This window comes from Ilumatobacter fluminis (assembly GCF_004364865.1).
Taxonomy (GTDB): domain Bacteria; phylum Actinomycetota; class Acidimicrobiia; order Acidimicrobiales; family Ilumatobacteraceae; genus Ilumatobacter; species Ilumatobacter fluminis.
Map to the genome: position 1 here is coordinate 2,253,017 of NZ_SOAU01000001.1, position 24,324 is coordinate 2,277,340.

Here is a 24,324-nt window from a genome sequence, read left to right on the forward strand (position 1 = left end):
GCCTTCGCAGGTCAGTTGCGGGGGACTTCGCTCCAGGGGACGTCGCGGTCGACGCGGACGTCGCCCGGCAGGCCCAGCACGCGCTCGCCGAGGATGTTGAGCATGACCTCGGTCGTGCCGCCCTCGATCGAGTTGGCGCGTGACCGCAGGAAGCGCTGCTGACGGCTCGAGCCGCCCATGGCCGTTTCCGGTCGGGTCATCGCGTACTCGCCGTACAGCATGCCCTCGGCGCCCATCAGGTCGATCATCGCCTCGTACACGGCCTTGTTGAGGTTGGCCGACTCCATCTTTCCGATCGAGCCCTCCGGACCAGGGTCACCCATGCGGCGGTTCTGGCTGGCACGGATGTTGGTGAGGCGATGCACCTCGGCGCGGATCCACAGCTCCATGACTCGGTCGCGGGACGCTGCGTCCTTGCCTTCGTCGGGCAGCTCCGACCAGACGGCCATCAGGTCGGCGATCGTGCCCGAACCCTGCGCCGGGATGGCACCACCGATGGAGGTGCGCTCGTTCATCAACGTCGTGAGCGAGGCCCGCCACCCGTCGCCGGGCTTGCCGAGCATCTCGGCGTCGGGAATGCGGGTGTCGGTGAAGTAGACCTCGTTGAACTCCGCCTCGCCCGTCATCTGACGCAACGGGCGGGTCTCGACCGTCGGGTCCTCCATGTCGACCACGAAGGCGGTGAGGCCGGCGTGCTTCACGGCCTCGGGATCGGTGCGCACCACGAGCAGGCCCCACTTCGAGACGTGGGCGAGGGTGGTCCAGACTTTCTGGCCGTTGACGATCCACTCGTCGCCGTCCTTCACGCCACGCGACGAGAGGCCGGCGAAGTCGGAGCCGGAACCGGGCTCGGAGAAGAGCTGACACCAGATGTCTTCGCAGGTGAAGAGCGGGCGCAGGTACTTCTGCTTCTGCTCTTCGCTGCCCCACACGTGCACGGTCGGACCGCACATGCCGTAGCCGATCGGGTTCCGTGCGCCGCAGAACGGGCCGCCGGCGTCACGGACGCGTTCGTTGACGATCTGCTGCAGCTTCGGGTTCAGGCCGAGGCCGCCGTATCCCTCGTCGAAGTGGATCCAGGCAAGACCCAGGTCGTACTGAGCACCCAGGAAGTCCTTCGCCGACGTGGTGGCCGGGGGGTGCGACTCGAGCAGATGCTCGACCAGATCGTTGACGCGCGCTTCGTCGGAGCTCATGGCCCGGCACCGTACCGACGCCTCGAGCGCCACGCCGAACCGGACGCCCCACCTTCTCGGCGGCCCGAGGCCCGGCATCCCGAACACCAACGAACGGTTCGACCGATCTCGGCGCCTTTCGTGCGGGATGCCGGACGTCAGCCGCCGAGAACCGTGGTCGGTAGGCGTTCGCTGCCGTCTTGGCGGCGACACGCGCTACCCAGCGACCCAGGGTTCCCGTGATGTCGGCGGCTGCCACCGCGTAGTTGGGCGCCCGAGCAGTCACGACCCGGGAACTGCCTGGTGAGGTGTGGTGGGGCGGCGGGCCTGACAGACTGCTCCAGGTGCGTGTGCTGCCGATCGTCCTCCTGACCGTGGTGTCGACGGCCGCCTGTACCGAGACGGGTCCGAGCGAGACGACCGACACCACCGAGCCTGCGATTGCCGTGCCCGCCGTGACCGAGCCGGCGATCCGCCTCACACCGTTCTGCCAGCAGATGATCGCGCTCGACGAGGCACTGCCCGCTGACCCGTCCGTCGACACCAGCGAGCAGGTGCTCGAGGCATACCGAGCCGCCCTCCCCGACGTGCCCGCCGAGATCGACGCCGAGTTCCGCGCCGTCATCGCCGCACTCGAGACCGGCACCGTCGCGACAGTGCCCGGTGCCACGATCGACACGATCTCGCCCGACGACCTCGGCGGCCCAGCGGAGACGCTGCCGCCCGACGCCACCGTGCCGCCCGCACCGCCGTCCGGATCGACCACTTTGCCGAGTGACGAGCAGCTCGTCGCCGAGGAGGGTTGGCTCCCCGACGAGGAGCCGGCGGCCCGGGTGAATGCCTACATCGACTTCGCATGCCGAGGCACGGCCAACAACCCCGGCCCGCCCGCCACCGAGCCGGGCGCCGTGGTGCCGACCTCCGACGGCGCCTGAACACACGAACCCGGCCTGGGCCGGGCTGGGCTGGCTCCCCGACGAGGAGCCGGCGGCCCGGGTGAATGCCTACATCGACTTCGCATGCCGAGGCACGGCCAACAACCCCGGCCCGCCCGCCACCGAGCCGGGCGCCGTGGTGCCCACCTCCGACAGCGCCAGCTCGCACGACGCCCTGGTGCCGACGTCCGACGGCGCCTGATCGCACGAACCCGGCGAAAACGGTCGCCACGATTCGGCACGCCGACCGGGTCCCGCACTACGTTCGGCGACCATGTTCCCGGGGACCCACATCGCCACCCAGCCCGACAAGCCGGCCGTCATCATGGCCGACACCGGCTGGACCCAGACCTTCGCCGAGCTCGACGCTGCGGCGAACCGCCTGAGCAGGGTCTTCCGCAACGCGGGGTTCCAACCCGGCGACCACGTCGCCCTCTGCATGGAGAACCACCCTCGCTACCTCGAGGTGCTGTGGGGGTGTGAGTACGCCGGACTGATCTACACCGCTGCGTCGTCACGCCTCAACGACGAAGAGCTGGCCTACATCATCAACGACTGCGGCGCCCGCGGCTACATCACGTCGAAGTACAAGTCGGATCAGGCGGAGTCGCTGATCGACACCTGCCCGAACCTCGAACTGCGTCTCATGCTCGACGACACGATCGAGGGTTACGACAGCTATGAGGCAACGGTCGAGGCCCAGTCGGCCGAGCCGCTCGAGGGCCGCGTCGCCGGTACCGACATGCTCTACTCGTCCGGCACGACCGGCCGCCCCAAGGGCGTCATGCCGGCACTCGACCAGCAGCCGATCGAGGAACGCGTCACCGGCGTCGCCGGCATGCTCAGCGTGCTGTTCGGGATGGACGCCTCGAAGACCTACCTCTCCCCCGCCCCGCTGTACCACGCCGCTCCCCTCCGCTTCTGCATGTCGACCGTGGCGATCGGCGCCACCGTCGTCGTAATGAGCAAGTTCGATGCCGAGGACTACCTCCGGTTGATCGAGAAGTTCGGCGTCACCCACAGCCAGGTCGTGCCGACGATGTTCGTGCGCATGCTCAAGCTGCCCGAGGAGACCCGGGCGAAGTACGACGTCTCGTCGCTCGAGTGCGTGATCCACGCCGCGGCCCCGTGCCCGGTCCCGGTGAAGAAGCAGATGATCGACTGGTGGGGCCCGGTGCTGCACGAGTACTACGCCGGCACCGAGGGCAACGGCTTCTGTTACTGCAACAGCGAGATGTGGCTCGGGCACCAGGGCACCGTCGGCATGCCGATCAACTGCGTCGTGCACATCGTTGGCGAGGACGGCGAGGAAGTCCCGGTCGGCGAGTCCGGCACCGTCTACTTCGAGGGCGGCGCCGAGTTCGAGTACCACAACGACGCCGAGAAGACGGCCGGCTCGCGCCACCCGAAGGGATGGTCGACCCTCGGCGACGTCGGCTACCTCGACGAGGACAACTACCTCTACCTGACCGACCGCAAGGCGTACATGATCATCTCGGGCGGCGTGAACATCTATCCGCAGGAGGCGGAGAACGTGCTCACCATGCACCCCGACGTCGTCGACGTCGCCGTGTTCGGTGTTCCCAACGACGACTTCGGCGAAGAGGTCAAGGCCGTCGTGCAGCCGAAGGAGATGCCCGCCGACGACGAGGCGGCTGCCGCCCTGTCGGCCTCGCTGATCAAGTACTGCCGCGAGCACCTCGCCGACGTGAAGTGCCCTCGCAGCGTCGACTTCCGCGAAGAACTCCCCCGCCACCCCACCGGCAAGCTCTACAAGCGCCTCCTCAAAGACGAGTACTGGAAGGCCGCCGGCCGCGCCATCTGACGGCGGGTATTGGGTTCGCTGCTCGGGGTGGTCCTAGCCTCCTCGGGATGCATCCGTATCTGGAGTGGCCGGGGCCGCTGGCGTTCGCTCATCGGGGTGGGGCGAGTGACAATCCGGAGAACACGCTGCCGGCGTTCCGGCACGCGGTCGAACTCGGGTACACCTATCTCGAGACCGATGTGCACTCGACCTCGGACGGTGTGCTCGTGGCGTTCCACGACAACGACCTGAGCCGCACCTGCGGCCGAGAAGGGCGGATCGACGAGCTCCCGTGGAGCGAGGTGCAGCAGGCCCGAGTCGACGGCACCGAACCGATCCCCCTGTTCGAGGATCTCATGGAGGAGTTCCCGAACGCCCGGGTGAACATCGACTGCAAGGCCGACTCCGGCGTCGACGGGCTGATCGCTTCGTTGAAGCGTCTCGACTGTCTCGACCGGGTCTGTGTCGGCGGCTTCGACGACCGTCGTCTTCGCCGCATCCGTAGGGCGCTCGGCCCCGGCCTGTGTACCAGCTTCGGCCCGGCCCAGGTGACGGCGCTGGTCACGGGCGCCACCGTGCCGTGGGGCGGCGAGTGCGCACAGGTGCCGGTGAAGCAGGGGCCCGTCGCGATCGTGACGAAGCGGACCGTCGAGCGGGCCCACCGTCGCGGCTTGCAGGTGCACGTCTGGACGATCGACGACCCCGACGAGATGAACCGTCTGCTCGACCTCGGCGTCGACGGGCTGATGACCGACCGCCCCGCCGTCCTCAAGCAGGTGCTGACCGATCGCGGCCAGTGGGTCGACCCCGCCTGAGATCTCGGCGGACGCCGGCGGCGTCGATGCCGGCGCCGGCCAGCATCGTCAGCGCTCCGACGAGGGTGACCCAGGCTCCCCACCGCACCCGGAACAGGCCGACCTCAGGTGCACTGAGCACCGCGGCCGCCGTCGCACCGACGTAGAGCGCGACCACGGTCGCGACCGCGACCGCTCCCCAACCGGCCCACCGGTCCTGCCAGCCGCGCCACGGCCACTGGGCGACGACACACATCACGAGTCCGAGCGGTGCCAGCGGCCAGATCGTCAGGGCCAGTCCGACCAGCCCGTCGGGTGAGAAGCCGAGCCGTTCGACGATGTCGAGCAGTTCGTAGCTCGACCGATCGACCGCCCCGGAGGCGAGCCAGGGCAGGAACGTCCCCACCATCGCAACGACGGCGCCGACTGCCGCCGCCGCCCGCCCGGCGAGCCGCACTCAGTCGACCTCTTGCAGGTTCCGCTTCCGTGTCGCGCGTGAGGGCCGCGGCCCGATGTACGAGCGTCCCGGATCGACGAGGATCGAGCCGCGCAGTGCCTCGCGTCCGACGAGCATGCGGAAGCCCATCTCGTCACGGTTCGTGAGCGTCAGGTCGGCGGTGAGATCGAGGTCGAGCACACGGATCTTCGTCCGCACCACGTACCGCTCCTCCTCGTGACCGGTCGAACTGCGGATCGTGCGCCGGTCGACGACGGGCAACTCGACGTCGACGGCGTCGAGGTCGGACATCTGCCACGGGTGGAGCTGGAACCGCACCCACTCGGCGCCGTCGCGTTCGAACGGCTCGATGTCCCACGCATGGATGGCCGACGATCGGGCGCCGGTGTCGAGTTTGGCCTTCACCCAACTCACGTCGAGATCGGGCAGTCCGATCCACTCTCGCCATCCCGCGACGGCCAACTGTGCTGACGACTCGCTCATCACCCGCTAGCTTGCCAATTCTCGGCTATGAAACTCGCCATCCTGTCCCGCGCCCCCAAGTCGTACAGCACACAGCGCCTCCGCACGGCCGCACTCGACCGCGGTCATCAGGTCAAGGTGCTCAACACGTTGCGATTCGGCATCGACCTGTCCGAAGACGAACCCGATCTCCAGTTCCGCGGCAAACCACTGTCGGACTACGACGCGATCCTGCCCCGGATCGGCAACTCGATCACGTACTTCGGTACGGCGGTCGTGCGCCAGTTCGAGCAGATGGACGTCTACACCCCGAATACGGCGAACGGCATCGCGAACTCGCGCGACAAGTTGCGGGCGATCCAGATCCTCAGCCGCCACAACATCGGCATGCCGGCCACCACGTTCGTCCGCGACCGTGCCGACGTGATCCCGGCGATCGAACGCGTCGGTGGCGCCCCGGTCGTCATCAAGTTGCTCGAGGGCACGCAGGGCATCGGCGTGATCCTCGCCCCCGACAACAAGGTGGCCGAGGCGATCATCGAGACGATGCAGAGCACGAAGCAGAACGTGCTGATCCAGGCCTTCGTCAAGGAGAGCAAGGGCCGCGACATCCGCGCCCTCGTCGTCGGCGACCGGGTCGTCGCGGCGATGCGGCGCGTCGCCCAAGGCGACGAGTTCCGCTCGAACGTGCACCGTGGCGGCTCGGTCGAGCCGGTCGAGCTCGACCCCGAGTACGAACAGACCGCCGTCCGCTCGGCCCAGATCATGGGTTTGCGCGTTGCCGGCGTCGACATGCTCGAGGGCAAGGACGGCCCGATGGTGATGGAGGTCAACTCCTCCCCCGGCCTCGAAGGCATCGAGACGGCGACCAAGCTCGACGTCGCCGGTGCGATCATCGACTACATCGACAACCAGGTCGCGTTCCCCGACATCGACGTCCGCCAGCGCCTGACCGTCTCGACCGGCTACGGGGTCGCCGAACTGGTCGTGCACGAGAGCGCCGACCTGGTCGGCACCACGCTCGGTGAGTCGGGCCTCGGCGACCGCGACATCACGGTCCTCACGCTGCACCGTGGCCACACCGTCATCCCGAACCCGCGTCGTGGACGCGAGCTCGAGGCGGGCGATCGCCTGCTGTGCTTCGGCAAGCTCGAGGAGATGCGATCGATGATCCCCGAGCGCCGCAAGCGTCGGGCACGGGTCAAGAAGCTGCCGAAGGTGCCGATCCACGACGAGCGGCCCGACGACGAGCTCGACGCCCCGACCTCGTAGCCCGGTCACCGCTAGGTTCGGGCGGCATGAACCCGCTCCCCCAGTCGTCCGTCCGCGGAAGCCGCCACCTCGTCGCATCCGCCGACCAGCTCGCCAGCCGAGCGGGCGATGCGATCTTCGGTGCGGGTGGCAACGCCGTCGATGCGGCGATCGCCACCAACGCCGCGATCGCCGTGACCGGACCGCACCTGTGCGGCATGGGCGGCGACCTGTTCGCGTTGGTGCACACCGGCGGCGACGTCGTCGCGCTCAACAGCAGCGGACGTGCCGGCTCGGGTGCCGACCCGGACGCCGTGCGCGCCGACGGCCACGCCGTCATGCCGTTCCACCACGACATCCGGTCGGTCACCGTGCCCGGGTGCGTCGACGGCTGGGTGGCGTTGCACGAACGGTTCGGTTCGCTCCCGCTCGCCGACGTGCTGGCGCCGGCGATCGACCTGGCCGAGAACGGGTTCCCGGCCAGTCCGCTCCTGGTCGGTTCCACGGCTCGCCTCGACCAGGCAGGCCGAGAGCAACTGCACGAACTGGCGGCGCAAGCGACACGCACCGGCGCGCCGGTTCGCCGACCCGGCGCCGCTCGTGCACTCCGCGCCATCGTGGAACACGGGCGCGACGGCTTCTACGGCGGCGAGTTCGGCGATGGCCTGTTCGCGCTCGGGAACGGCTGGTACTCCCCCGACGATCTCGCGTCGTCGAGCGCCGACTGGGTCGATCCGCTGACCGCATCGATGTTCGGCGTCGACGTGCACACCATCGGACCCAACTCGCAGGGCTACCTCACCCTGGCCGGCGGCGTCGCTGCCGAGCCGCTCGATCTGCCCGATCCCGACGACGAGCGATGGGCGCACCTGCTGATCGAGGCGGCCAAGCTCGCCGGCTACGACCGCACGCAGGTGCTGCACGAGCACGCCGACGGCGATGCCCTCGTGGAGGCCGTGCGACAACGGCGGCATCTGCTCGACACCGAGCGAGCCAGCACCTATCACGCACCGGCGTCGGCCGGCGACACGACCTACCTGTGCACCGCCGAAGCCGACGGCCTCGCGGTGTCGCTCATCCAATCGAACGCGTCCGGCTTCGGTTGTTGGCTCGCCGAGCCGAACACCGGCATCAACCTCCACAACCGAGGCCTCGGCTTCTCGCTCGAGGCCGGACACCCCGCCGAACTCGGCCCCGGCCGCCGCCCGCCGCATACCCTGTCGCCCGCGCTCGCGACCCGCGGTGGCGAGTTGGTCTCGGTGTTCGGCACGATGGGTGGCGACGCCCAACCGCAGATCCTGCTCCAGGTCGCCGCTCGCCTGTTCCTCCACGGTCAGTCGCCGGCCGAGGCCATCAACTCCGCCCGCTGGGCGTTGGCCGGGCCCGAGACCGGGTTCGACACCTGGAGCGACCTCGATCACCAACGCGTCGAGGTCGAGGGACACGCCCCCGACGGTTGGGAACCCGGCCTCGTCGCCCGCGGTCACCGCGTCGACCGGCTCCCCGAGTACGACTCCGGTTTCGGCCACGCCCACGCCATCGTCCGTGACGATCACGGCCTGTCGGGCGCCGCAGACCCCCGGTGTCGCATCGGCGCCGCCATCGGCCGATAGACGGCCCCCAGCCGGGATCAGCTCAGGAGCGGGACGACTTCCTGCTTGAAGCGGGTCATCTGCTCGTTGGCCTTGGCGTAGCTGTCGCCGAGCAGGTGCGGGAAGATCGTCAGGTTCTCCACGCCGAGCAGGTCGCGGTAGAACTGCACGCCTTCGGCGACGTGTTCGGGGGTGCCGAGCAGGATCGTCTTGTTCTCGAGTGACTCGTCGAGCGTCGGGATGAGGCCCGGCTGGGCGGGTTTGCCGTCGTCGCCCATGTAGCCACGACTCCACCCGTACGGTCCGAGGAACTTCCAGAACTCGTCGTGACCCGGCCGTGCCGACTCGACCGCAGCCTCGTAGCTGTCCTCGATGCGGACGGCGATCACCAGCATCCGCTTCTCGCTCGGGGCGAGCGTGGTGCCGTGTGACTGCTCGTACGTCTCGCCGTACTTGTCCCAGAAGCGCTTGATGAACGAGTAGTGCTGGTTCCAGAACACGGCACCGTGGCCGACGACCGGCACGTAGTCGAGCGTCGGCGGGCTGGTGACCGCCTGCCAGATCTCGTACGGGTACAGGGGCCGCGGCACCAGCGTGAGTTCCTGGACGGTCGACCCACGGTCGGGGATGCCCGGCACCGGGATGTCGAAGTGGTCGCCGTGGAACGAGAACGATTCGTTGGCGAGCGCTCGACGGACGATCTCCATCGACTCCTCGAACACCTCACGGTTGAGGACGTCGGCAGCCTTCTGGTCGGGGTTGTCGAGCGAGCCGATCGACACACCCTTGTCGTTGAGGTGCAGCACCTCGCGGGGCACGGTGCCGCGTCCCACCCCGAGGATGCCGCGACCGCCCGACAGGTTGTGCAGCGTGGCGAAGTCTTCGGCGAGGCGCAGCGGGTTCCACTGGGGCACGACGTTGAACATCGCTCCCATGCGGATCTGCTTGGTGCGAGCGGCGATCCACGTCGAGATCTGCAGCCCGTTCGGGATCACTTCGTATCCCTCGTACTGGAAGTGGTGCTCGGTGGTCCAGAACGAGTCGAAGCCGAGTTCGTCGGCGACCACGGCCGAGTCGATGTAGTCGAGCGTCGCCTTCCAGCACTCCTCGTTGGAGAAGCGGCGGTCCATCGGGTCGGGCGGTCCGGCACCGGCGTCTGACATCTCGACACCACCGAAGAAGAACGCACCCAGCTTGAGATCGGCCATGTCCGTATCGTCGCAGGTCGGGCCTCCGATGCGGAAACGGCGACGGTGAACGGAGTGTCAGCAGATCGTGCGCGTCGTCTCGGTGCGGGCGACGACTCGCCCGGCCCGGACGACCACCCGGTCGGCGGGCGCGTCGGCGATCGCCGCCCGCACGGACGGTGCGTCGATCGCGACGAAATCGGCCGGGTCGCCGACCTCGAAGCGCACCGGCGGCAACCCCATCAGAATCCGGGGCGCGTTGCTCACCATGTCGTACGCGTCGTCGGGCAAGACGTGGGCCGCCATGACGAGCAGCGCAGCGGTCTCGAGCGGATCGGACCGGCCGACGAGGTTGAACGGGTCTTGCACGTTGTCGGCGCCGGCCGCCACGACCACGCCGGCGTCGCGCAGGGCGGCGATCGCCGTCAGCCCTCTGGGGGTGGCGGTCGGTCGTTCCCGACCCTGGAGGAACAGGTTCGTCTGCGGCAGGGTGACGATGCCGATGCCCGCCTCGGCCACGAGACGAGCCACGTCGGACTGCACGTCCGGCGTCTGCATCCCGAGGCTCACACAGTGGCTGGCGGCAACCCGACGGTCGAGGCCGGTGTCGATCACCCGGCGCGCCAGAAGTGGCAGCGTCAGCATCGTCGGGTCGAGGGTCTCGTCGGTGTGGAGGTCGATCGGGGTGTCGAACTCCTCGGCGAGCGCGATCGCCAGGTCGATGGCGGCGGCGCCGTCGGGCTCGAGGTGCGGACACCCGCCGACGAGCGCGCCGCTGGCAGCACAGGCCCGGAGCGCCGCCACGTTGTCGTCCGAGCCGGGGCCGACGATCGGCGTGTGCACGAGACCGACGAACTCGACGTCGACCTTGCCCGCCCAACGAGCCGCAGCCTCTCGTGTCGCGTCGAGGTGCCAGGTCCCGGCGCCCCCGCCTGCATTGACGTGGGTTCGCACGGCCGTGACACCGTTCAGCGCCAGCTTGCGGAGCGCCTCGTCGACCCGCTCCACCATGTCGTCGTGCGTGAAGACCCCGCGCTCGTCGGCGGCGATCCAGGCGTCGATGGCTCCAGTGAGGTCGCCAGTCGGGTTCGGGACGGCCTCGCTCGTGAGGGCCTTGTCGAGGTGGGCGTGCGGCTCGGCCATCGGAGGCAGCAGCAGGAAGCCGCCGAGATCGCCGTCGTCGGAGGTCACCTGACCGGTCGGGTCCGACGGTCCGACGGACGCAATGCGACCGTCGTCCACCACCACATCGACCGATCGTCCGTCCTGCAGCCGCCCGTTCCTGAACACCGTGCCCATCGCCGTCAGCGTACGGAACCGCACGCGGTCGCGCGAAGGTCTCGGCCCGTAGCATCGACGTCCATGAGTCGTCGCTACGAAGACTTGGCCGGACCCGACATCGCGGAACGGGTGTCCGCCGAGTCGATCCTGTTGTTACCGATCGGCGCTGTCGAGCAGCACGGACCGCACCTGCCCCTGGCCGTCGATCACGTGATCGCACACGAGACGGCGACGGCGGTGGTCGACCGGGTCGGCGACGAACTCGACATCTGGCAGCTGCCCACGATCTCCATCAGCAAGTCGAACGAGCACGCCTGGTCTCCCGGCACGCTGTGGTTCTCGGCCGAGACGATGCTGGCGATGTTGCGCGATCTCGGCCGGAGCATCGCGACGACCGGGTGCGAACGGCTCGTCCTGCTGAACGGCCATGGCGGCAACACCACCATCCTCGCCACGGCGCTCCGAGAGCTCCGACTCGAGTTCGGGCTCAAGACGTTCCTCGTCCACCCGTCGGTCCCACCGGCCTATGGCGGCGAGTCGACCGAGGACGAGCTCGGCATGGGGATCCACGGCGGCCTCCACGAGACGTCGATCTACATGCACCTCCGGCCCGAACACGTCGACCTGTCGAAGGCCGAGCGCAAGGTGCCCGAGGGGCTCGACTCGAACGAGTTCGTGAAGTTCGGCGGCGCCGTGATGTTCGGCTGGCTGTCGAACGACTTCGACCCCGACGGCTACATCGGCGACCCCACCGGTGCCAGCGCAGAACTCGGCGCCCGGTTGTTCGAGGCCAACGTTGCTCATCTCGCCCGACAGATGGCCGAGATCAAGACCTTCGACTTCGGCCGCTGATGCGCTTCGCCCAGATCACCGACTGTCACATCACCGAGCCGGGTGACCTCGTCGCCGACCGCGTCGACCCGACCGACGGTCTCCGCCGAGCCGTCGACCGACTCGCCGAACTCGGATCCGAGATCGACGTCGTGCTCGCCACCGGCGACCTGACGAACGACGGACGTCCCGGCGAGTACGACGTGCTCGAACGACTGCTGGAGCGGATCCCGCAGCGGATCGTCGTCGTACCCGGCAACCACGACGACCGCGGCGAGCTCCGTCGCCGGTTCGATCTGCCGGTCGCCGCCGACGACGATCCGATCGATCACGTCGTCGATCTCGGCGACTGCCGTCTGGTCTGCCTCGACACGACCGTGCCGGGTCGCAACGACGGGCGCGTCACCATCGAGCAGCTCACCTGGCTCGACACCCAGATCGCCGAACGCATCGACGTCCCGGCGATCGTCGTGCAGCACCACCCGCCCTTCGCGTCCGGCATCGAGTCGATGGATCAGTACGGCCTCGACGGGGCCGACATCGAGGCCGACATCGTCTCGCGCCACCGCCACGTCGCCGGCATCGTCGGCGGGCACTATCACCGCCCGATCGCCCGCGCCGTCGGTGGCACGGTGGCATTCGCGTGTCCGAGTACGGCCGTGCAGCTGCATGCGCGGCTCGGGGACGGGCCCACCACCTACGCCGACGATCCGCCGGCGTTCGCGCTCCACGAGCTCACCGGCGGGTCTCTGACGTCGCACGTGGTCCAGCTCCGGGAGACCACGTCCTGGGTGCCGTCGTGGGCGATGTGAACGCCCGATGAATCGACTGCGTTCGGGTGGACCGCCCGAGGTTCCTCCCGTCGTCAGCGGCTAAGTTGCTGCCCCATGCCCCGCGCCGAATTCCTGCGCCGTCCCACCGAGCCGGAGGTCCGACCGTGAGCGACACGACCACCGACATCCGCACCGACTCACTCGCCTTCGAGCACACCGGCATGGTGTTCCCCGACGGCACGGAGGCGGTCCGCGACGTCAGCTTCACGGTCAAGAAGGGCGAGTTCGTCACCATCGTCGGCCCGTCCGGCTGCGGCAAGTCCACCCTCCTCAAGATCGCCTCGGGTCTGCTCGAACCCACGTCGGGCGCCGTGCAGGTCGACCGCGACCGGCTCGGGTACGTGTTCCAGGACGCCACCCTGCTGCCGTGGCGCACGGTCAAGAAGAACGTCGAGTTGTTGGCCGAACTGCACGACTTCCCGAAGTCCGAGCGGTCGAAGCTGGCTCAGGAAGCGATCGATCTGGTCGGCCTGAAGGGCTTCGAGGAGCACTACCCGAAGTCGCTGTCGGGTGGCATGAAGATGAGGGCGTCCCTCGCCCGCACGCTCACGCTCAAGCCGCCGGTCTTCCTGTTCGACGAACCGTTCGGCGCCGTCGACGAGATCACCCGCGAACACCTGAACGACGAGACCCAGCAGCTGTTCCAGCGTGAGGGGTTCGCCGGCTTGTTCATCACCCACTCGATCTCGGAGGCTGTGTTCATGTCGACCCGCGTGCTCGTCATGTCGGCGCGCCCCGGGCGGATCGTCGCCGAGTACCAGGTGCCGTTCGACTACCCGCGTGACCCCGACCTGCGGTTCGACCCCGAGTTCGCCCGGCTCAGCGGCGAGATCTCACACGCCCTCCGCGGCTCCCACTCGTAGCGCGACGTCCGGCCGTCACGGGTGGAGCACGGCGTCGGCGGCGTTGCGGCCACTGGCGCCGAACACGCCGGCGCCCGGGAACGTGCCGGCGCCGGAGAGGAACAAGCCGTCGATCGGTGTGCGGTAGCGGGTGAGTTCCTTGCGACGACCGAGGAACGCCACCAGCGGGGCTTCGCCGTAAGCCGGGGTGTGCCCACGGTGCATCTGGAACTCTGCCTCGTACCGGTCGGGTGTCATCGCCCGCCAACGATCGACCTGCAACGTGCCCGGCTCCATGAAGCCGTCGAGGACGTCGAGCCACCGGGCCGGCTCGCCCGACGCCGGCCAGCCACCGGGATGGTCGTACGGCGTGAACAGCACCTCGACGCTCAACACGTGCTCGTCCGGTGTCGGACGCATGCTCTCGTCGAGCACCGACGGCAGGTTCACCATCATCGAGGGCCTGGCGTGCACCTCGCCTCGTTCGCGCAATCGGTGCGCCTCGGCCACCTCGTCGGGGCTCGGGTTGAGGAAGTTGGTCGGAGCGAGCAGATCGGCCCCATTCGCGGCATCGACGAACCCGTCGGTGTCGGCCCATCGGGGTGTCCCGGTGACGACACCGTCGACCTTCGACTCGTATCCGTCGGCCACGGGCTGCGACCGCCACAGCTCGACCGCTCGCCTCGCGGCCGGTGGCACGCCGTCGAGCCAGTCGACGAACACCCGCTGTGGGTCGACGGCCGCCACGATGGTCGGTGCCCGCAGAGTCGTGCTGTCGTCGAGCACGACACCGAACGCCCGCCCGTCCTTCACCAGCAGACGCTCGACCCGCGCCCCCACCCGCGTCTGGCCACCCGCCGCCTCGAACGACCGCCGCACGGCGTCGGGCAGGGCGCCGCTCCCGCCCGTCGGCCGACCGGTCTTGACGACGTGGCGGGTCGCGTACAGGGCCGCTGCCGTTCCCGTTCCCGGCGCCGTGTGCGGCACGCCCCACACGCTGGGGCCGCCCGTCACCGCCGGCATGATCATGTGCCAGTCGTCGAAGTACTGACCGAGTACGTCGGCCTGACTTGCTCGCGCCCAGCGCAGCAGTCGGGTTGCACCGGCGGCGCGGCGCCGCAAGACGGTCGATGCCATCGCACGCATCGACGGCTTGGTGCGTGCCACGTCGAGCGCGAGCTCGGCGACCGGGACGGCGTCGGCCAGGTAGCGGCGGTACCCGTCGACGGCGTGCGGGTGCGTCTGTGCCAACGCCTCGAGGTGGGCGTCCACGTCGTGGAAGAGCAGCCAGGGGTCGGAACCGTCGTAGAAACGGTTCACGTTCGTCACCTCGGGGGCGACGTACTCCAGCCCGAACGATGCCAGGTCGAGTTCGTCGGCGATCGGCATCGCTCGCACCATCGTGTGATCGCAGTTGCAGATGTTGAACCGGGCCCCGAGGTCGCTCACGGTCGACGCACAGCCGCCGACGTCGGGCCGGGCGTCGAGCAGCAGGACGTCGCGGCCCGCACGGGCGAGATACGCGGCGCAGATCAGGCCGTTATGACCAGCGCCCACGACGATGATGTCGGCGTCACGCTGGGCCTCGGTCGTGGTCATGACGCGGACGGTAGCGCGACGGCGCCGCGACCTCGGAAAGCGCACCGCTCTGAAACAAGATGTACACGCTCACGTCGCCGACGGACGACGGCGCGTCCCGACGCGACGGCTAACGTCGCGCGGGTCATGCCAGCGATGACTCCGAGTGACAACGCTCCACGCCGTGTCGTGGTGACCGGCGCCGCCCGCGGCATCGGCGCGGCGATCGCCGGCGCCTTCGTGGCCGAGGGCGATCAGGTCGTCCTCGTCGACCGTGCCCCCGATGTCGCCGATACCGCCGCCGATCTCGGCGCGAAGTCGGCGGTGTGCGATCTCGGTGATCCCGACGACGCCCGTCGCGGCATCAGCGAGGCGATCGACACGCTCGACGGCATCGACGTGCTGGTCAACAACGCCGGCGTGTTCGAGATCGTCCCCTTGCTCGACATCGAGGCCGAGCAGTGGAGCCGGATGTTCGACATCAACACCCGGTCGATGCTGCTCACCACACAGGTCGCCGCCCGCCGCATGATCGACCAGGGCACCGGTGGCCGGATCGTCAACATGGCCAGCATGGGCGGTAAGGACCCCGCACGCGGCCAGTCGCACTACGCGGCATCGAAAGCAGCCGTCATCGCGCTCACGCAGGCGACGGCGAAAGAGCTCGGCGAGTACCAGATCACGGCCAACTCGCTGTGCCCCGGCTACGTGCTGACCGAGATGGGCGCCGACACCCGCACACCGGAGATGGTTGCCGGGTGGTCGTCACTGTCGCCGCTCGGCCGATGTGGCTCACCCGACGACGTCGCCGCCATGGCCGTCTTCCTCGCCTCGCCCAGCGCGGCGTATCTCACCGGACAGGCGTTCAACGTCACCGGTGGGATGATCATGCACTGACCGACTACGACATTCCTCGAGACCCACGACCCATGACGACCGATTCACCCGCCCACATCAGCGACGCCACCGACGTCGGCGCCGTCCCCGCCGGAGCCGGACAGCCGATGTTGCCGCCCAAGGCGGCCGGCCGTTCGTCGAAGGCGTTGAGCAAGGTCGCAGGCCCACTGATCGGACTCGCCGTCTTCGTCGGCATCTGGTACTTCATGCACTACTGGGTGCTCGAGAACGTGTTCGACAAGCCGAGCTTCCTGATCACCGAACCGCACCGTGTCATCAAGGACTCGTTCTTCGACAGCGTCCCGCGTGAGCAGATGCTGACCGGTCTCGGATGGACCACCATGATCGCCCTGATCGGCCTCGGTATCTCGATCGTGCTCGGCATGACGATCGCCGTCCTGATGGCCCAGTCGACACTGCTCGAGGGCGCCTTCTGGCCGTACCTCATCGCCGCGCAGGCGGTGCCGATCCTGGCGATCGTGCCGATCCTCGGCAGCATTTTCGGGTTCGGGTACGGATCGCGCGTGCTCGTGTGCGTGATCATCTCGATCTTCCCGATCGTGTCGAACACCTTGTTCGGTCTGTTGTCGGCCGAGAAAGGGATGCACGACCTGTTCACCCTTCACCGCGCCAGCCGGACGACGCGGCTGTTCAAGCTGCAGTTCCCGGCTGCGCTGCCGGCGATCTTCGCCGGATTCCGCATCGCCGCCGGCCTGTCGGTGATCGGCGCCGTGGTCGGCGAGCTGTTCTTCCGCCGAGGCAGCAAGGGGATCGGGATCCTGATGGACCAGTACCGGTCCCGCAACCTCTATCCGCTCACCTACGGCGCACTCATCTTGTCGTCGCTGCTCGGCATCGCCGTGTTCGTCTTCTTCGGCTGGCTCAGCAAGGTCGCCATCGGCAAGTGGCACGAGACGAGCCGCACCGGCACCTGATCTCCCTACCCACCGAGCCCCTTCGAGGGCTCACGACTCCAGCGTGAACACCGAGAAACAGGAGAACCACATGACCCGTCGAACCCGACGTTTCGCAGCGATGTCCGTGGTCGCAGCGCTCGCCCTCGCGGCGTGCGGTGACGATGACGACAGCGCCGACGAGCCGGCTGACGAGCCGACCGAAGAACCCGCCGAGGAGCCCTCGGAGGAACCGGCCGAGGAGCCCGCCGACGAGCCGGCCGAGGACGATATGGACGAGCCGGCCGAGGAGCCCGCCGACGACATGGACGAGCCGGCCGAAGAACCAGCCGAGGGCGTGTCGCTCGCCGACGTCTGCCCCTCCCCCGTCGTCATCCAGACCGACTGGAACCCCGAGGCCGAGCACGGCTGGATCTACGAGATGATCGGTGACGGCTACGAGATCGACACTGGCGCTGTCGCCGTCCGCGGTCCGCTGGTGGCGGGTGGCGTCGAGACCGGCGTCGACATCGAGATCCGCTCCGGTGGTCCGGCGATCGGTTTCCAGACCGTGACGTCGCAGCTGTACGCCGACGAGGACATCTTGCTCGGTTACGTCTACACCGACGAGGCGATCCAGAACTCGGCCGAGTTCCCGACCGTGGCCGTGATGGCCGGCATGGAGAAGAACCCGCAGATCCTGTTCTGGGATCCGGAGACGTATCCCGAGATCGAGTCGATCGAAGACCTCGGTGAGGCAGGCGTGCTCGTCCGCTACTTCGGTGGCGCCGCGTACATGGACTACTTCACCCAGTCGGGGATCTTGTCGGCCGATCAGGTCGACGGCTCGTACGACGGCACCCCGGCGCTGTTCATCGCCGATCAGGGCGCCTCGGCGCAGCAGGGCTTCGGCTCGGCCGAGCCGTACATCTACGAGAACGAGGTTCCGGACTGGAACAAGCCGATCGAGTACGCCTACATCAACGACGCCGGCTGGGAGAACTACGCCGAGTCGATCGCGATCAAGGCGGACCGCCTCGAGGAGAACCGGGCCTGCCTCGAGCAGCTCGTGCCGATCATCCAGCAGAGCTCGGTCGACTACGTGACCGATCCCGCCGAGACCAACACGGTGATCATCGAAGCCGTCGAGGCGTTCGACAACGGCTGGGTCTACACCGAGGGTGTGGCCGCCTACGCCGTCGAGACGATGCTCAACGACGGCCTCCTCTCGAACGGACCCGACGACACGCTCGGCAACTTCGACATGGACCGTGTCCAGGGCCTGATCGACATCGCGATCCCGGTCTACGAGTCGCTCGGCCAGGCGCCGAAGGAAGGCCTCGTGCCCGAAGACATCGTGACCAACGAGTTCATCGACGAGAGCATCGGTCTCTGACCGACCGAACCCATCGACACTCGTGAACGGGTGCGGCGCCTTCGGGTGCCGCACCCGTTGCGCGTCCGCACCGTGTCAGATCCGGGCACGGTCGAGCAGGACGTGGAGGAGCGTGTTGGCGCCGGCGGCGATGTCGTCGGGGTGGGTGTCCTCGGCGATGTTGTGACTGAGCCCGTCGATGCTCGGCGTGAAGATCATCGACGTGGGACACACCCGAGCGAGCATCTGGGCGTCGTGCCCGGCGCCGCTCGGCATGCGGCGGGTCGAGTGCCCGAGCGACCGAGCCGTCGCCTCGACACACTCGATCATGTCCGCGTCGAACTCGACCGGCTCGAAACGGGCGAGCGTCCGTCGCTCGATCGTGACCCCTTCGGCGGCGGCCACCTCGTCGACGATCGACGCGAATCGGGCCTCGGCGTCGCAGAGCACGGCCTCGCTCGTGTTCCTCAGATCGACGGTCAGCACGACCGACTGTGCCACCACGTTGACCAGGTTCGGGTGCGGCTCGAACCGACCGACGGTGGCGACCTGGTCGCCACCGATCTCGTCGGCGATCCGACGGACGCCGTCGGCGATCCGTGCCCCGGCGAGCAGCGGGTCGCGGCGGAGCCGCATCGGTGTGGTGCCGGCGTGGGCCGATCGACCGGTGATCGTCAGCTCGGTCCAGCTGATGCCCTGCACGCCCTCGACGACGCCGATCGTCACGCCCTCGTCCTCGAGGATGGGGCCCTGCTCGATGTGTAACTCCACGAACGCGTGCGGGAATCGGGCGGCCGGGGCCGGCAACGGCCCGGCATAACCGATGCGGGACAGCTCGTCGCCGAGTCGAGCGTCGTCGTCGACCGCTCGCACGTCGAGCGCCTCCTCGAGCGCCATCCCGCCGACGTACACGAGGCTGCCGAGCATGTCGGGCGGGAAACGGGCGCCCTCCTCGTCGGTGAAGAACGCGACGGTGATGCCCCGGGACGGCTCGACGCCGGCGGTCATCACGGTTTCGATCGCCTCGAGGCCCGCCAGGACGCCGAGGTTGCCGTCGAAGCGGCCACCGGTCCGCACGGTGTCGATGTGCGAACCGGTCATCACCGGCGCCAGGTCGGGATCGGTGCCGGGCAGGGTCGCGAACACGTTGCCGATCTCGTCGATCTCGACGATCAGACCGAGGTCGCGCATCCACGTGACCACCAGGTCGCGGCCCGCCCGATCGTCGTCGGTGAGGGCGAGTCGCGCGCAGCCGCGTTCCCCGTTCGGACCGTCGATCGCGCCGATCCGGCCGAGTTCGTCGAGCCGGTTCACGAGTCGTTCGGTGTCGATGCGCAGCGAGGCGGTGTCCGGCGTCATCCGCTCGACGTTACCGACGAGCGCCGTCGTCGAGGATCGTCGACGACCGTTCCCGGGCGAGAGGCGTCGGGGGCGCTCCACGACCGGGAATACGCCGTGGCAAGATGGTGGTTGCATCCGACGTCGAGGGTCGACGTCAGCCCTCAGGAGCACCATGCAACGAGGATCACTACGGTTGGGCACGTGGCTCGGCATCCGGGTCAACGTGCACTGGAGCGTCGCCGTCGTCGCGGTGTTCCTCGGTTCCAGCCTGGCGGGCGCCGTCGGCTGGACCGCTGCCACGATCGGGGTCGTCGGCTTCCTCGTCTCGATCCTCGTGCACGAGTTCGCCCACGCGCTGACCGCCCGCCACTACGACGTCGAGACCGAGTCGATCCAGCTGTGGGCGCTCGGTGGCATCGCACGGCTGAAGAGCGAGTCGCCGTCGGCACGCGCCGAGGGCTGGATCGCTGCCGCCGGGCCGCTGGCGAGCTTCGGGCTCGCCTTCGTGTTCGCCGGTGTCTGGTGGTCCGCCGGTGCGCGAGAGTTCGACGGTCCGATCGCCGCCATCGTGGTGTGGCTCGCGATCGTCAACGCCATCCTCGCTGCGTTCAACCTGCTGCCCGGAGCACCGCTCGACGGTGGCCGCATCGTCAAGGCGGTCCGCTGGTCGCAGCACGGGAGCCGCTACCGGGCTGCACGCGAGGCAGGGCGAGCCGGCACCGCGCTGGCGTGGCTGCTGACCGGTGTCGGGTTCTTGATGCTCGTTCGCAGCGACGGCGGTCTGTGGATGATGGTCATCGGCCTGTTCGTGCTCGTCAACGCCCAGGTCGAGATCCGTGCGGCCGAGCTCGGCGAGCGACTCGAGGGCATCACCGTCGGCGATCTCACCTGGTACGGCGTCGCCCAAGCCGGACCCGACATGGACGCCGACTCGATGCTCTGGCAGCGCGCCCGTCTCGGCAACGTCGGCGGTGTGGTCGTCACCGACGCCACTGGTGGCCCACAGGGTCTCGTGCTGGAGGATCAGCTCTGGAACGTGCCGGCCGAGGAACGACCCTGGGTGCTGCTCTCCCAGCTGATGGTGCCGCTCGACGGAATCACCAGGGCGTCGCCCGACGAACCCATCACGAGCGTGCTGCCCCGGCTCGACCCGAGACGGCCTGCGGTGACCGTGTGGCGCGACGAGCGGATGGTGGGGCTGATCTCACCCGAGCGGCTGCTCGACCGGCTGCGCCCGGCGCAACGGTGAGCGACGCGCTCAGGCGTCGGCGACCGACCAGTCGCGCTTGGTGACGGGCGGCTGATCGCTCCACGGGAAGTTGATCCAGAGGTCGGTGCGCTTCCAGACGTAGTCGCACTTGACGACCGAGTGGGACTTCTCGTAGATCACGGCGGTGCGGACCTCGCCGACCTTGCCCTCGCAGAACTCCTCGACGCTCTTGAGCGTGTGGCCGGTGTCGGCGACGTCGTCGACGATGAGGATCTTGGCGTCGTGCAGGTCGACGAAGTCGGGCGCCGGCGGCAGGATACGGGGCACCTCGAGGCGCTCGTCGACGCCCGTGTAGAACTCGACGTTCATCGTGTAGGTGTTCTTGACCGACAGCGCATAGCCCATCGCTCCGCCGATGAGCAGACCGCCCCGGGCGATGGAGAGCACCATGTCGGGCTCGTAGCCGTCATCGGCCACCATCTGGGCGAGGGCTCGCGACGCCTCGCCGAACTTGTCCCAGGTCAGGATCTCACGCTCTTCCGACATGCACGCTGACGCTACAGGATCGGTCGGCCGGGCCGGTCAGGCCGCTCGTCACGTCGACGCCGGTTCGGGTGAGCGACCTGCTTCACTCGACGACGAGGCCGTCGATGTCCTCCTCGGCCGGCGGGTACTCGGGCCCGATCTGCTCGAGATGGTGGCGCAGCGCCAGAGCGACGACGAGGTTGCGCACCCATTTCCGGTCGCCCGGGACGACGTACCAAGGGGCAGCGTCGGTCGACGTCTCGCGAAGTGCCTCCTGGAACGCGGCCTGGTAGTCGTCCCACATCACTCGGTCGTCGAGATCGCCCTTGCGGAACTTCCAGCGTTCGTCGGGATCGTCGATCCGGTCCTGGAGCCGCTCACGCTGCTTCTCCTTCGAGACGTCGAGGAAGAACTTGACGACCGTCGTGCCCTCGTCGTCGAGCAACTCCTCGAAGTTCCGGATGTGCTCGTAGCGCTTACGCCAGACCGGTTCGGGGACGAGATCCTTCACGCGGACGACGAGCACGTCTTCGTAATGACTCCGATCGAACACGGCGATCTTGCCGCGTTCGGGGGCATGGTCGTGGATTCGCCACAAGAAGTCGTGCGCGCGCTCCTCGTCGGACGGCACACCGAAACCGTGCACCGACACGCCGGCGGGGTTGAGTCGGTTCATCACCGACCGGATCGTGCCGCCCTTGCCGCCGGCGTCGATGCCCTGGAGGACCATGAGCAGCGCTCGTTCGTCGGCGGCGAAAAGACGCTTCTGGAGCTCCGACACCTCGTCGGCGACGATCCGGAACCGATCCTTCGCCGCATCCTTGTCCCAACCGAACGTGGCGCGCGGATCGTGGTCGGCGAGTGCGGTGTCGGAATGCACCCGGCAGGCGGCGAGCACCTCGCGATCGTCGAGCGGTTCATGGGCGTGGTCGGGCATGGCACCGACCGTAGTCCCGATCACGAATGCACGATTGCGTGTGGCATCTGAACACGCGCGTAGGGTGACGCAAATGGTCAGACCAATGCCCTCCGTGCACGACCATGGGCGCCCTGTCAAGGACGTCCGGTGGTGTTGGGATGGCGACGCCGGCCTGTTGTAACGTCCGTCACATCTGCAGCCCGAACGGGCTGCGGCGACACCCAGGGGGATATCTCTCACGATGAGCACACAGCAACGACCTGCCGTGCGGCGCCGTCTCGCGGCGCTCGCCGTGGCGGCCGGCCTGGTCTTCACGGCCTGCGGCGGAGGCGACTCCGACGACGACGCCGGGACCGACGACTCGTCCGAACAGGACGACTCGGGCTCGGACGACTCGGGCTCCGACGACAGCGACGACTCGGACTCCGACGACTCGGGGTCCGACGACAGCGATGCCGACGAGCCCGCTGACGCAGCCGAGGCCGTCGAGGAGTCCGGCGAAGACCGCGAGGAGGCGATCGACATCACGATCGCCGAGGAGGAGAACACCGACCCGGTCACGGGCGGCACACTCCGCTACGGACTGGAAGCCGACGTGAACGGCCTCAATCCGACGGCGTCGAGCCTGTCGGCACCGGGCATCACGATGTCGTTCGCCGTGTTCGACACCCTGGCGGCGAGCACCACCGACGGCGACTGGGTGCCGTACCTCGCCGAATCGTTCACGCCGAACGACGACTTCACCCAGTGGACGGTGAAGCTCCGAGAAGGCATCACCTTCCACGACGGCACGCCGCTGAACGCCGAAGCGGTCGTGGTCAACTTCGAGGCCCAGCGCGCCCACCCGCTCGTCGGCCTGGCCGTGAAGCCGTACTTCCCCGAGGAAGGCGCCACCACGGTCGTCGACGACCTCACGGTCACGTTCACGATGCTCGACCCGAACGCCAACTTCCCGACGGCACTCACCGGCCAGCTCGGCCTGATGGCGTCGCCGACGTGGCTCGAGGCCGCACTCGCCGACGGCTCGCTCAACCAGGCGCCGGTCGGCACCGGCCCGTTCGTGTTCGAGAGCCGCAGCGAGGACTCGGTCACCCGGTTCGTCCGCAACGACAACTGGTGGAACGGCGAGGTCTACCTCGACGCCGTCGAGTTCCTGCCGGTGCCCGATCCCGACTCGCGGACCGAGCTGCTGTTCGGTGGTGAGCTCGATGCGCTCCAGACGACCAACCAGGCGTCGGTGCTCGACCTGACCGAGGACGGCTCGATCCAGAACGTGCTCAACGACGCGAGCGAGGAGTCGTTCGCGATGATGAACACGGCGAGCGCCCCGTTCGACGACATCCGTGCTCGCAAGGCGCTCACGTTGGCCACCCCGGTCGACCTCTACAACGAGCTGATCGCCCTCGGTGTCAACCGACCGGCGGAGCAGATGTTCACGCCCGACAGCCCGTTCTACAACCCGGACGTGGTGCAGGAACACGACGACATCGAAGGTGCCCAGGCGCTCGTCGCCGAGTACTGCGGTGAGCGTGCGGGCGACGAGAACACCGTGCTCGGCACGCCGGCGTGCACCGACGGCAAGATCAACATCGAGCTGCAGTGGTCGGGCCCCTCGACCGTGCAGACCCGCATCGCGGAGCTCCTGAACGAGTCGTGGACCGAGGCCGGCTTCAACGTCACCTTCGACGAGCTGCTCCAGGACGAGCACGTCAGCCAGACCGCGTTCGGTCAGTACAACGTCAACACCTGGCGTCAGTTCGGCGCCACCAACCCGGCCGACGACCGTGTCTGGTTGATGTGCCGCAACATCGGCGGCATCTCGCTCAACTGGCCCCGCTTCTGCGACGAGGAACGCGACGCGATCATCCTCGAGATCATGGCGACCCCGAACCCCGACGATCAGGTCCCGCTGTGGCAGCAGCTCACCGAGAAGATCAACCAGGACTACCTGTACGTCTTCTTCAACCACACCCTCTGGGACAACGCGTTCGCCGAGAACGTGAAGGGCGTTTGCAACCGCACCGCCCCGGGCGACCCCGAGGTCACGCTGAAGTGCTCGTCGAACGGCGCCAACTGGTTCAGCTCCATCTGGATCGAGTGACCGGGTCCGTTCTGCAACGATGACGATTGCCGGTGCGGGTC

The 24,324-nt window shown here is 68.4% G+C and carries 23 protein-coding genes; 14 read left to right on the forward strand and 9 right to left on the reverse strand.

Translation table 11 applies throughout. From position 1 onward, the window contains the following. Positions 1-11: 11 nt before the first annotated feature. Positions 12-1,196 carry an acyl-CoA dehydrogenase family protein gene (locus BDK89_RS10250; RefSeq protein WP_133868859.1) on the reverse strand — a complete coding sequence of 395 codons (1,185 nt, stop codon included), beginning with the start codon at positions 1,194-1,196 and terminating at the stop codon, positions 12-14. Between the two features lie 323 nt (positions 1,197-1,519). Here BDK89_RS10250 and BDK89_RS10255 point away from each other — a divergent pair, with 323 nt between their 5' ends. The 4 genes from BDK89_RS10255 (at position 1,520) to BDK89_RS10265 (ending at position 4,729) form a co-directional block, all read left to right on the forward strand. After that, positions 1,520-2,110: a hypothetical protein gene (locus BDK89_RS10255; RefSeq protein ID WP_133868860.1), complete on the forward strand. Its 591-nt coding sequence runs from the start codon at positions 1,520-1,522 to the stop codon at positions 2,108-2,110. Between the two features lie 61 nt (positions 2,111-2,171). After that, on the forward strand, positions 2,172-2,312 hold the full coding sequence (locus BDK89_RS21760; protein ID WP_166657506.1) for a hypothetical protein: 141 nt from the start codon (positions 2,172-2,174) through the stop codon (positions 2,310-2,312). A 72-nt stretch (positions 2,313-2,384) separates the two neighbouring features. Continuing rightward, positions 2,385-3,935, forward strand: coding sequence for an AMP-binding protein (locus BDK89_RS10260; protein WP_133868861.1), 1,551 nt, complete (start codon positions 2,385-2,387; stop codon positions 3,933-3,935). Between the two features lie 47 nt (positions 3,936-3,982). Next, complete coding sequence (locus BDK89_RS10265; protein WP_133868862.1) at positions 3,983-4,729, forward strand: glycerophosphodiester phosphodiesterase family protein; 747 nt, start codon at positions 3,983-3,985, stop codon at positions 4,727-4,729. Here the strand turns inward: BDK89_RS10265 and BDK89_RS10270 are convergent. Both BDK89_RS10270 and BDK89_RS10275 read right to left on the reverse strand, forming a co-directional pair. Beyond that, positions 4,683-5,165: a hypothetical protein gene (locus BDK89_RS10270; RefSeq protein ID WP_133868863.1), complete on the reverse strand. Its 483-nt coding sequence runs from the start codon at positions 5,163-5,165 to the stop codon at positions 4,683-4,685. The genes BDK89_RS10265 and BDK89_RS10270 overlap by 47 nt on opposite strands. Beyond that, the gene (locus tag BDK89_RS10275) at positions 5,166-5,648 is read right to left on the reverse strand and encodes an ATP-dependent zinc protease family protein (RefSeq protein ID WP_133868864.1); all 483 of its coding nucleotides are present in this window, start codon (positions 5,646-5,648) and stop codon (positions 5,166-5,168) included. A gap of 27 nt (positions 5,649-5,675) precedes the next feature. On the opposite strand from BDK89_RS10275, the gene BDK89_RS10280 reads away from it, so the two are divergent. Both BDK89_RS10280 and BDK89_RS10285 read left to right on the forward strand, forming a co-directional pair. Next, complete coding sequence (locus tag BDK89_RS10280; RefSeq protein ID WP_133868865.1) at positions 5,676-6,899, forward strand: RimK family alpha-L-glutamate ligase; 1,224 nt, start codon at positions 5,676-5,678, stop codon at positions 6,897-6,899. A 26-nt stretch (positions 6,900-6,925) separates the two neighbouring features. After that, a complete protein-coding gene (locus BDK89_RS10285) occupies positions 6,926-8,491 on the forward strand; it encodes a gamma-glutamyltransferase family protein (RefSeq protein WP_133868866.1) in 1,566 nt (521 codons plus the stop codon). Positions 8,492-8,508: 17 nt separating this feature from the next. Here BDK89_RS10285 and BDK89_RS10290 read toward each other — a convergent pair whose 3' ends face one another. Together BDK89_RS10290 and BDK89_RS10295 are read right to left on the reverse strand one after the other, a co-directional pair. Further along, the gene (locus BDK89_RS10290) at positions 8,509-9,678 is read right to left on the reverse strand and encodes an LLM class flavin-dependent oxidoreductase (protein WP_133868867.1); all 1,170 of its coding nucleotides are present in this window, start codon (positions 9,676-9,678) and stop codon (positions 8,509-8,511) included. Between the two features lie 57 nt (positions 9,679-9,735). Further along, a complete protein-coding gene (locus BDK89_RS10295) occupies positions 9,736-10,956 on the reverse strand; it encodes an amidohydrolase family protein (protein ID WP_133868868.1) in 1,221 nt (406 codons plus the stop codon). Positions 10,957-11,019: 63 nt separating this feature from the next. Between BDK89_RS10295 and BDK89_RS10300 the strand changes: the two genes are divergently transcribed. The 3 genes from BDK89_RS10300 to BDK89_RS10310 all read left to right on the forward strand — a co-directional run bounded on the left by BDK89_RS10300 (position 11,020) and on the right by BDK89_RS10310 (position 13,465). After that, on the forward strand, positions 11,020-11,790 hold the full coding sequence (locus tag BDK89_RS10300) for a creatininase family protein (protein ID WP_133868869.1): 771 nt from the start codon (positions 11,020-11,022) through the stop codon (positions 11,788-11,790). Then, complete coding sequence (locus tag BDK89_RS10305; protein WP_133868870.1) at positions 11,790-12,581, forward strand: phosphodiesterase; 792 nt, start codon at positions 11,790-11,792, stop codon at positions 12,579-12,581. Before BDK89_RS10300 ends, BDK89_RS10305 begins: the two co-directional genes overlap by 1 nt. Before the next feature lie 182 nt (positions 12,582-12,763). Next, positions 12,764-13,465 carry an ABC transporter ATP-binding protein gene (locus tag BDK89_RS10310; protein WP_133871050.1) on the forward strand — a complete coding sequence of 234 codons (702 nt, stop codon included), beginning with the start codon at positions 12,764-12,766 and terminating at the stop codon, positions 13,463-13,465. Between the two features lie 15 nt (positions 13,466-13,480). Here the strand turns inward: BDK89_RS10310 and BDK89_RS10315 are convergent, their stop codons facing one another. Then, positions 13,481-15,043 (reverse strand): phytoene desaturase family protein, encoded by a 1,563-nt coding sequence (locus BDK89_RS10315; RefSeq protein ID WP_133868871.1) that lies wholly within the window; start codon positions 15,041-15,043, stop codon positions 13,481-13,483. A 126-nt stretch (positions 15,044-15,169) separates the two neighbouring features. Between BDK89_RS10315 and BDK89_RS10320 the strand changes: the two genes are divergently transcribed. The 3 genes from BDK89_RS10320 to BDK89_RS10335 all read left to right on the forward strand — a co-directional run bounded on the left by BDK89_RS10320 (position 15,170) and on the right by BDK89_RS10335 (position 18,208). Next, positions 15,170-15,919: an SDR family NAD(P)-dependent oxidoreductase gene (locus BDK89_RS10320; protein ID WP_208294027.1), complete on the forward strand. Its 750-nt coding sequence runs from the start codon at positions 15,170-15,172 to the stop codon at positions 15,917-15,919. A 32-nt stretch (positions 15,920-15,951) separates the two neighbouring features. Beyond that, positions 15,952-16,854, forward strand: a complete 903-nt coding sequence (locus BDK89_RS10325; protein ID WP_166657507.1) for an ABC transporter permease — start codon at positions 15,952-15,954, stop codon at positions 16,852-16,854. A 70-nt stretch (positions 16,855-16,924) separates the two neighbouring features. Next, on the forward strand, positions 16,925-18,208 hold the full coding sequence (locus tag BDK89_RS10335; RefSeq protein WP_166657508.1) for a substrate-binding domain-containing protein: 1,284 nt from the start codon (positions 16,925-16,927) through the stop codon (positions 18,206-18,208). A 75-nt stretch (positions 18,209-18,283) separates the two neighbouring features. On the opposite strand, the gene BDK89_RS10340 is transcribed toward BDK89_RS10335, so the two are convergent. Beyond that, positions 18,284-19,546, reverse strand: a complete 1,263-nt coding sequence (locus tag BDK89_RS10340; RefSeq protein WP_133868874.1) for a Zn-dependent hydrolase — start codon at positions 19,544-19,546, stop codon at positions 18,284-18,286. Between the two features lie 175 nt (positions 19,547-19,721). On the opposite strand from BDK89_RS10340, the gene BDK89_RS10345 reads away from it, so the two are divergent. Further along, on the forward strand, positions 19,722-20,777 hold the full coding sequence (locus BDK89_RS10345) for a site-2 protease family protein (protein WP_166657509.1): 1,056 nt from the start codon (positions 19,722-19,724) through the stop codon (positions 20,775-20,777). A gap of 9 nt (positions 20,778-20,786) precedes the next feature. Here BDK89_RS10345 and BDK89_RS10350 read toward each other — a convergent pair whose 3' ends face one another. After that, on the reverse strand, positions 20,787-21,284 hold the full coding sequence (locus BDK89_RS10350) for a phosphoribosyltransferase (protein ID WP_133868876.1): 498 nt from the start codon (positions 21,282-21,284) through the stop codon (positions 20,787-20,789). 82 nt (positions 21,285-21,366) lie between these two features. Beyond that, positions 21,367-22,200, reverse strand: coding sequence for a PPK2 family polyphosphate kinase (locus BDK89_RS10355; protein ID WP_133868877.1), 834 nt, complete (start codon positions 22,198-22,200; stop codon positions 21,367-21,369). A gap of 223 nt (positions 22,201-22,423) precedes the next feature. Between BDK89_RS10355 and BDK89_RS10360 the strand changes: the two genes are divergently transcribed. Next, positions 22,424-24,283 (forward strand): ABC transporter substrate-binding protein, encoded by a 1,860-nt coding sequence (locus BDK89_RS10360; protein WP_133868878.1) that lies wholly within the window; start codon positions 22,424-22,426, stop codon positions 24,281-24,283. Positions 24,284-24,324: the final 41 nt, after the last annotated feature.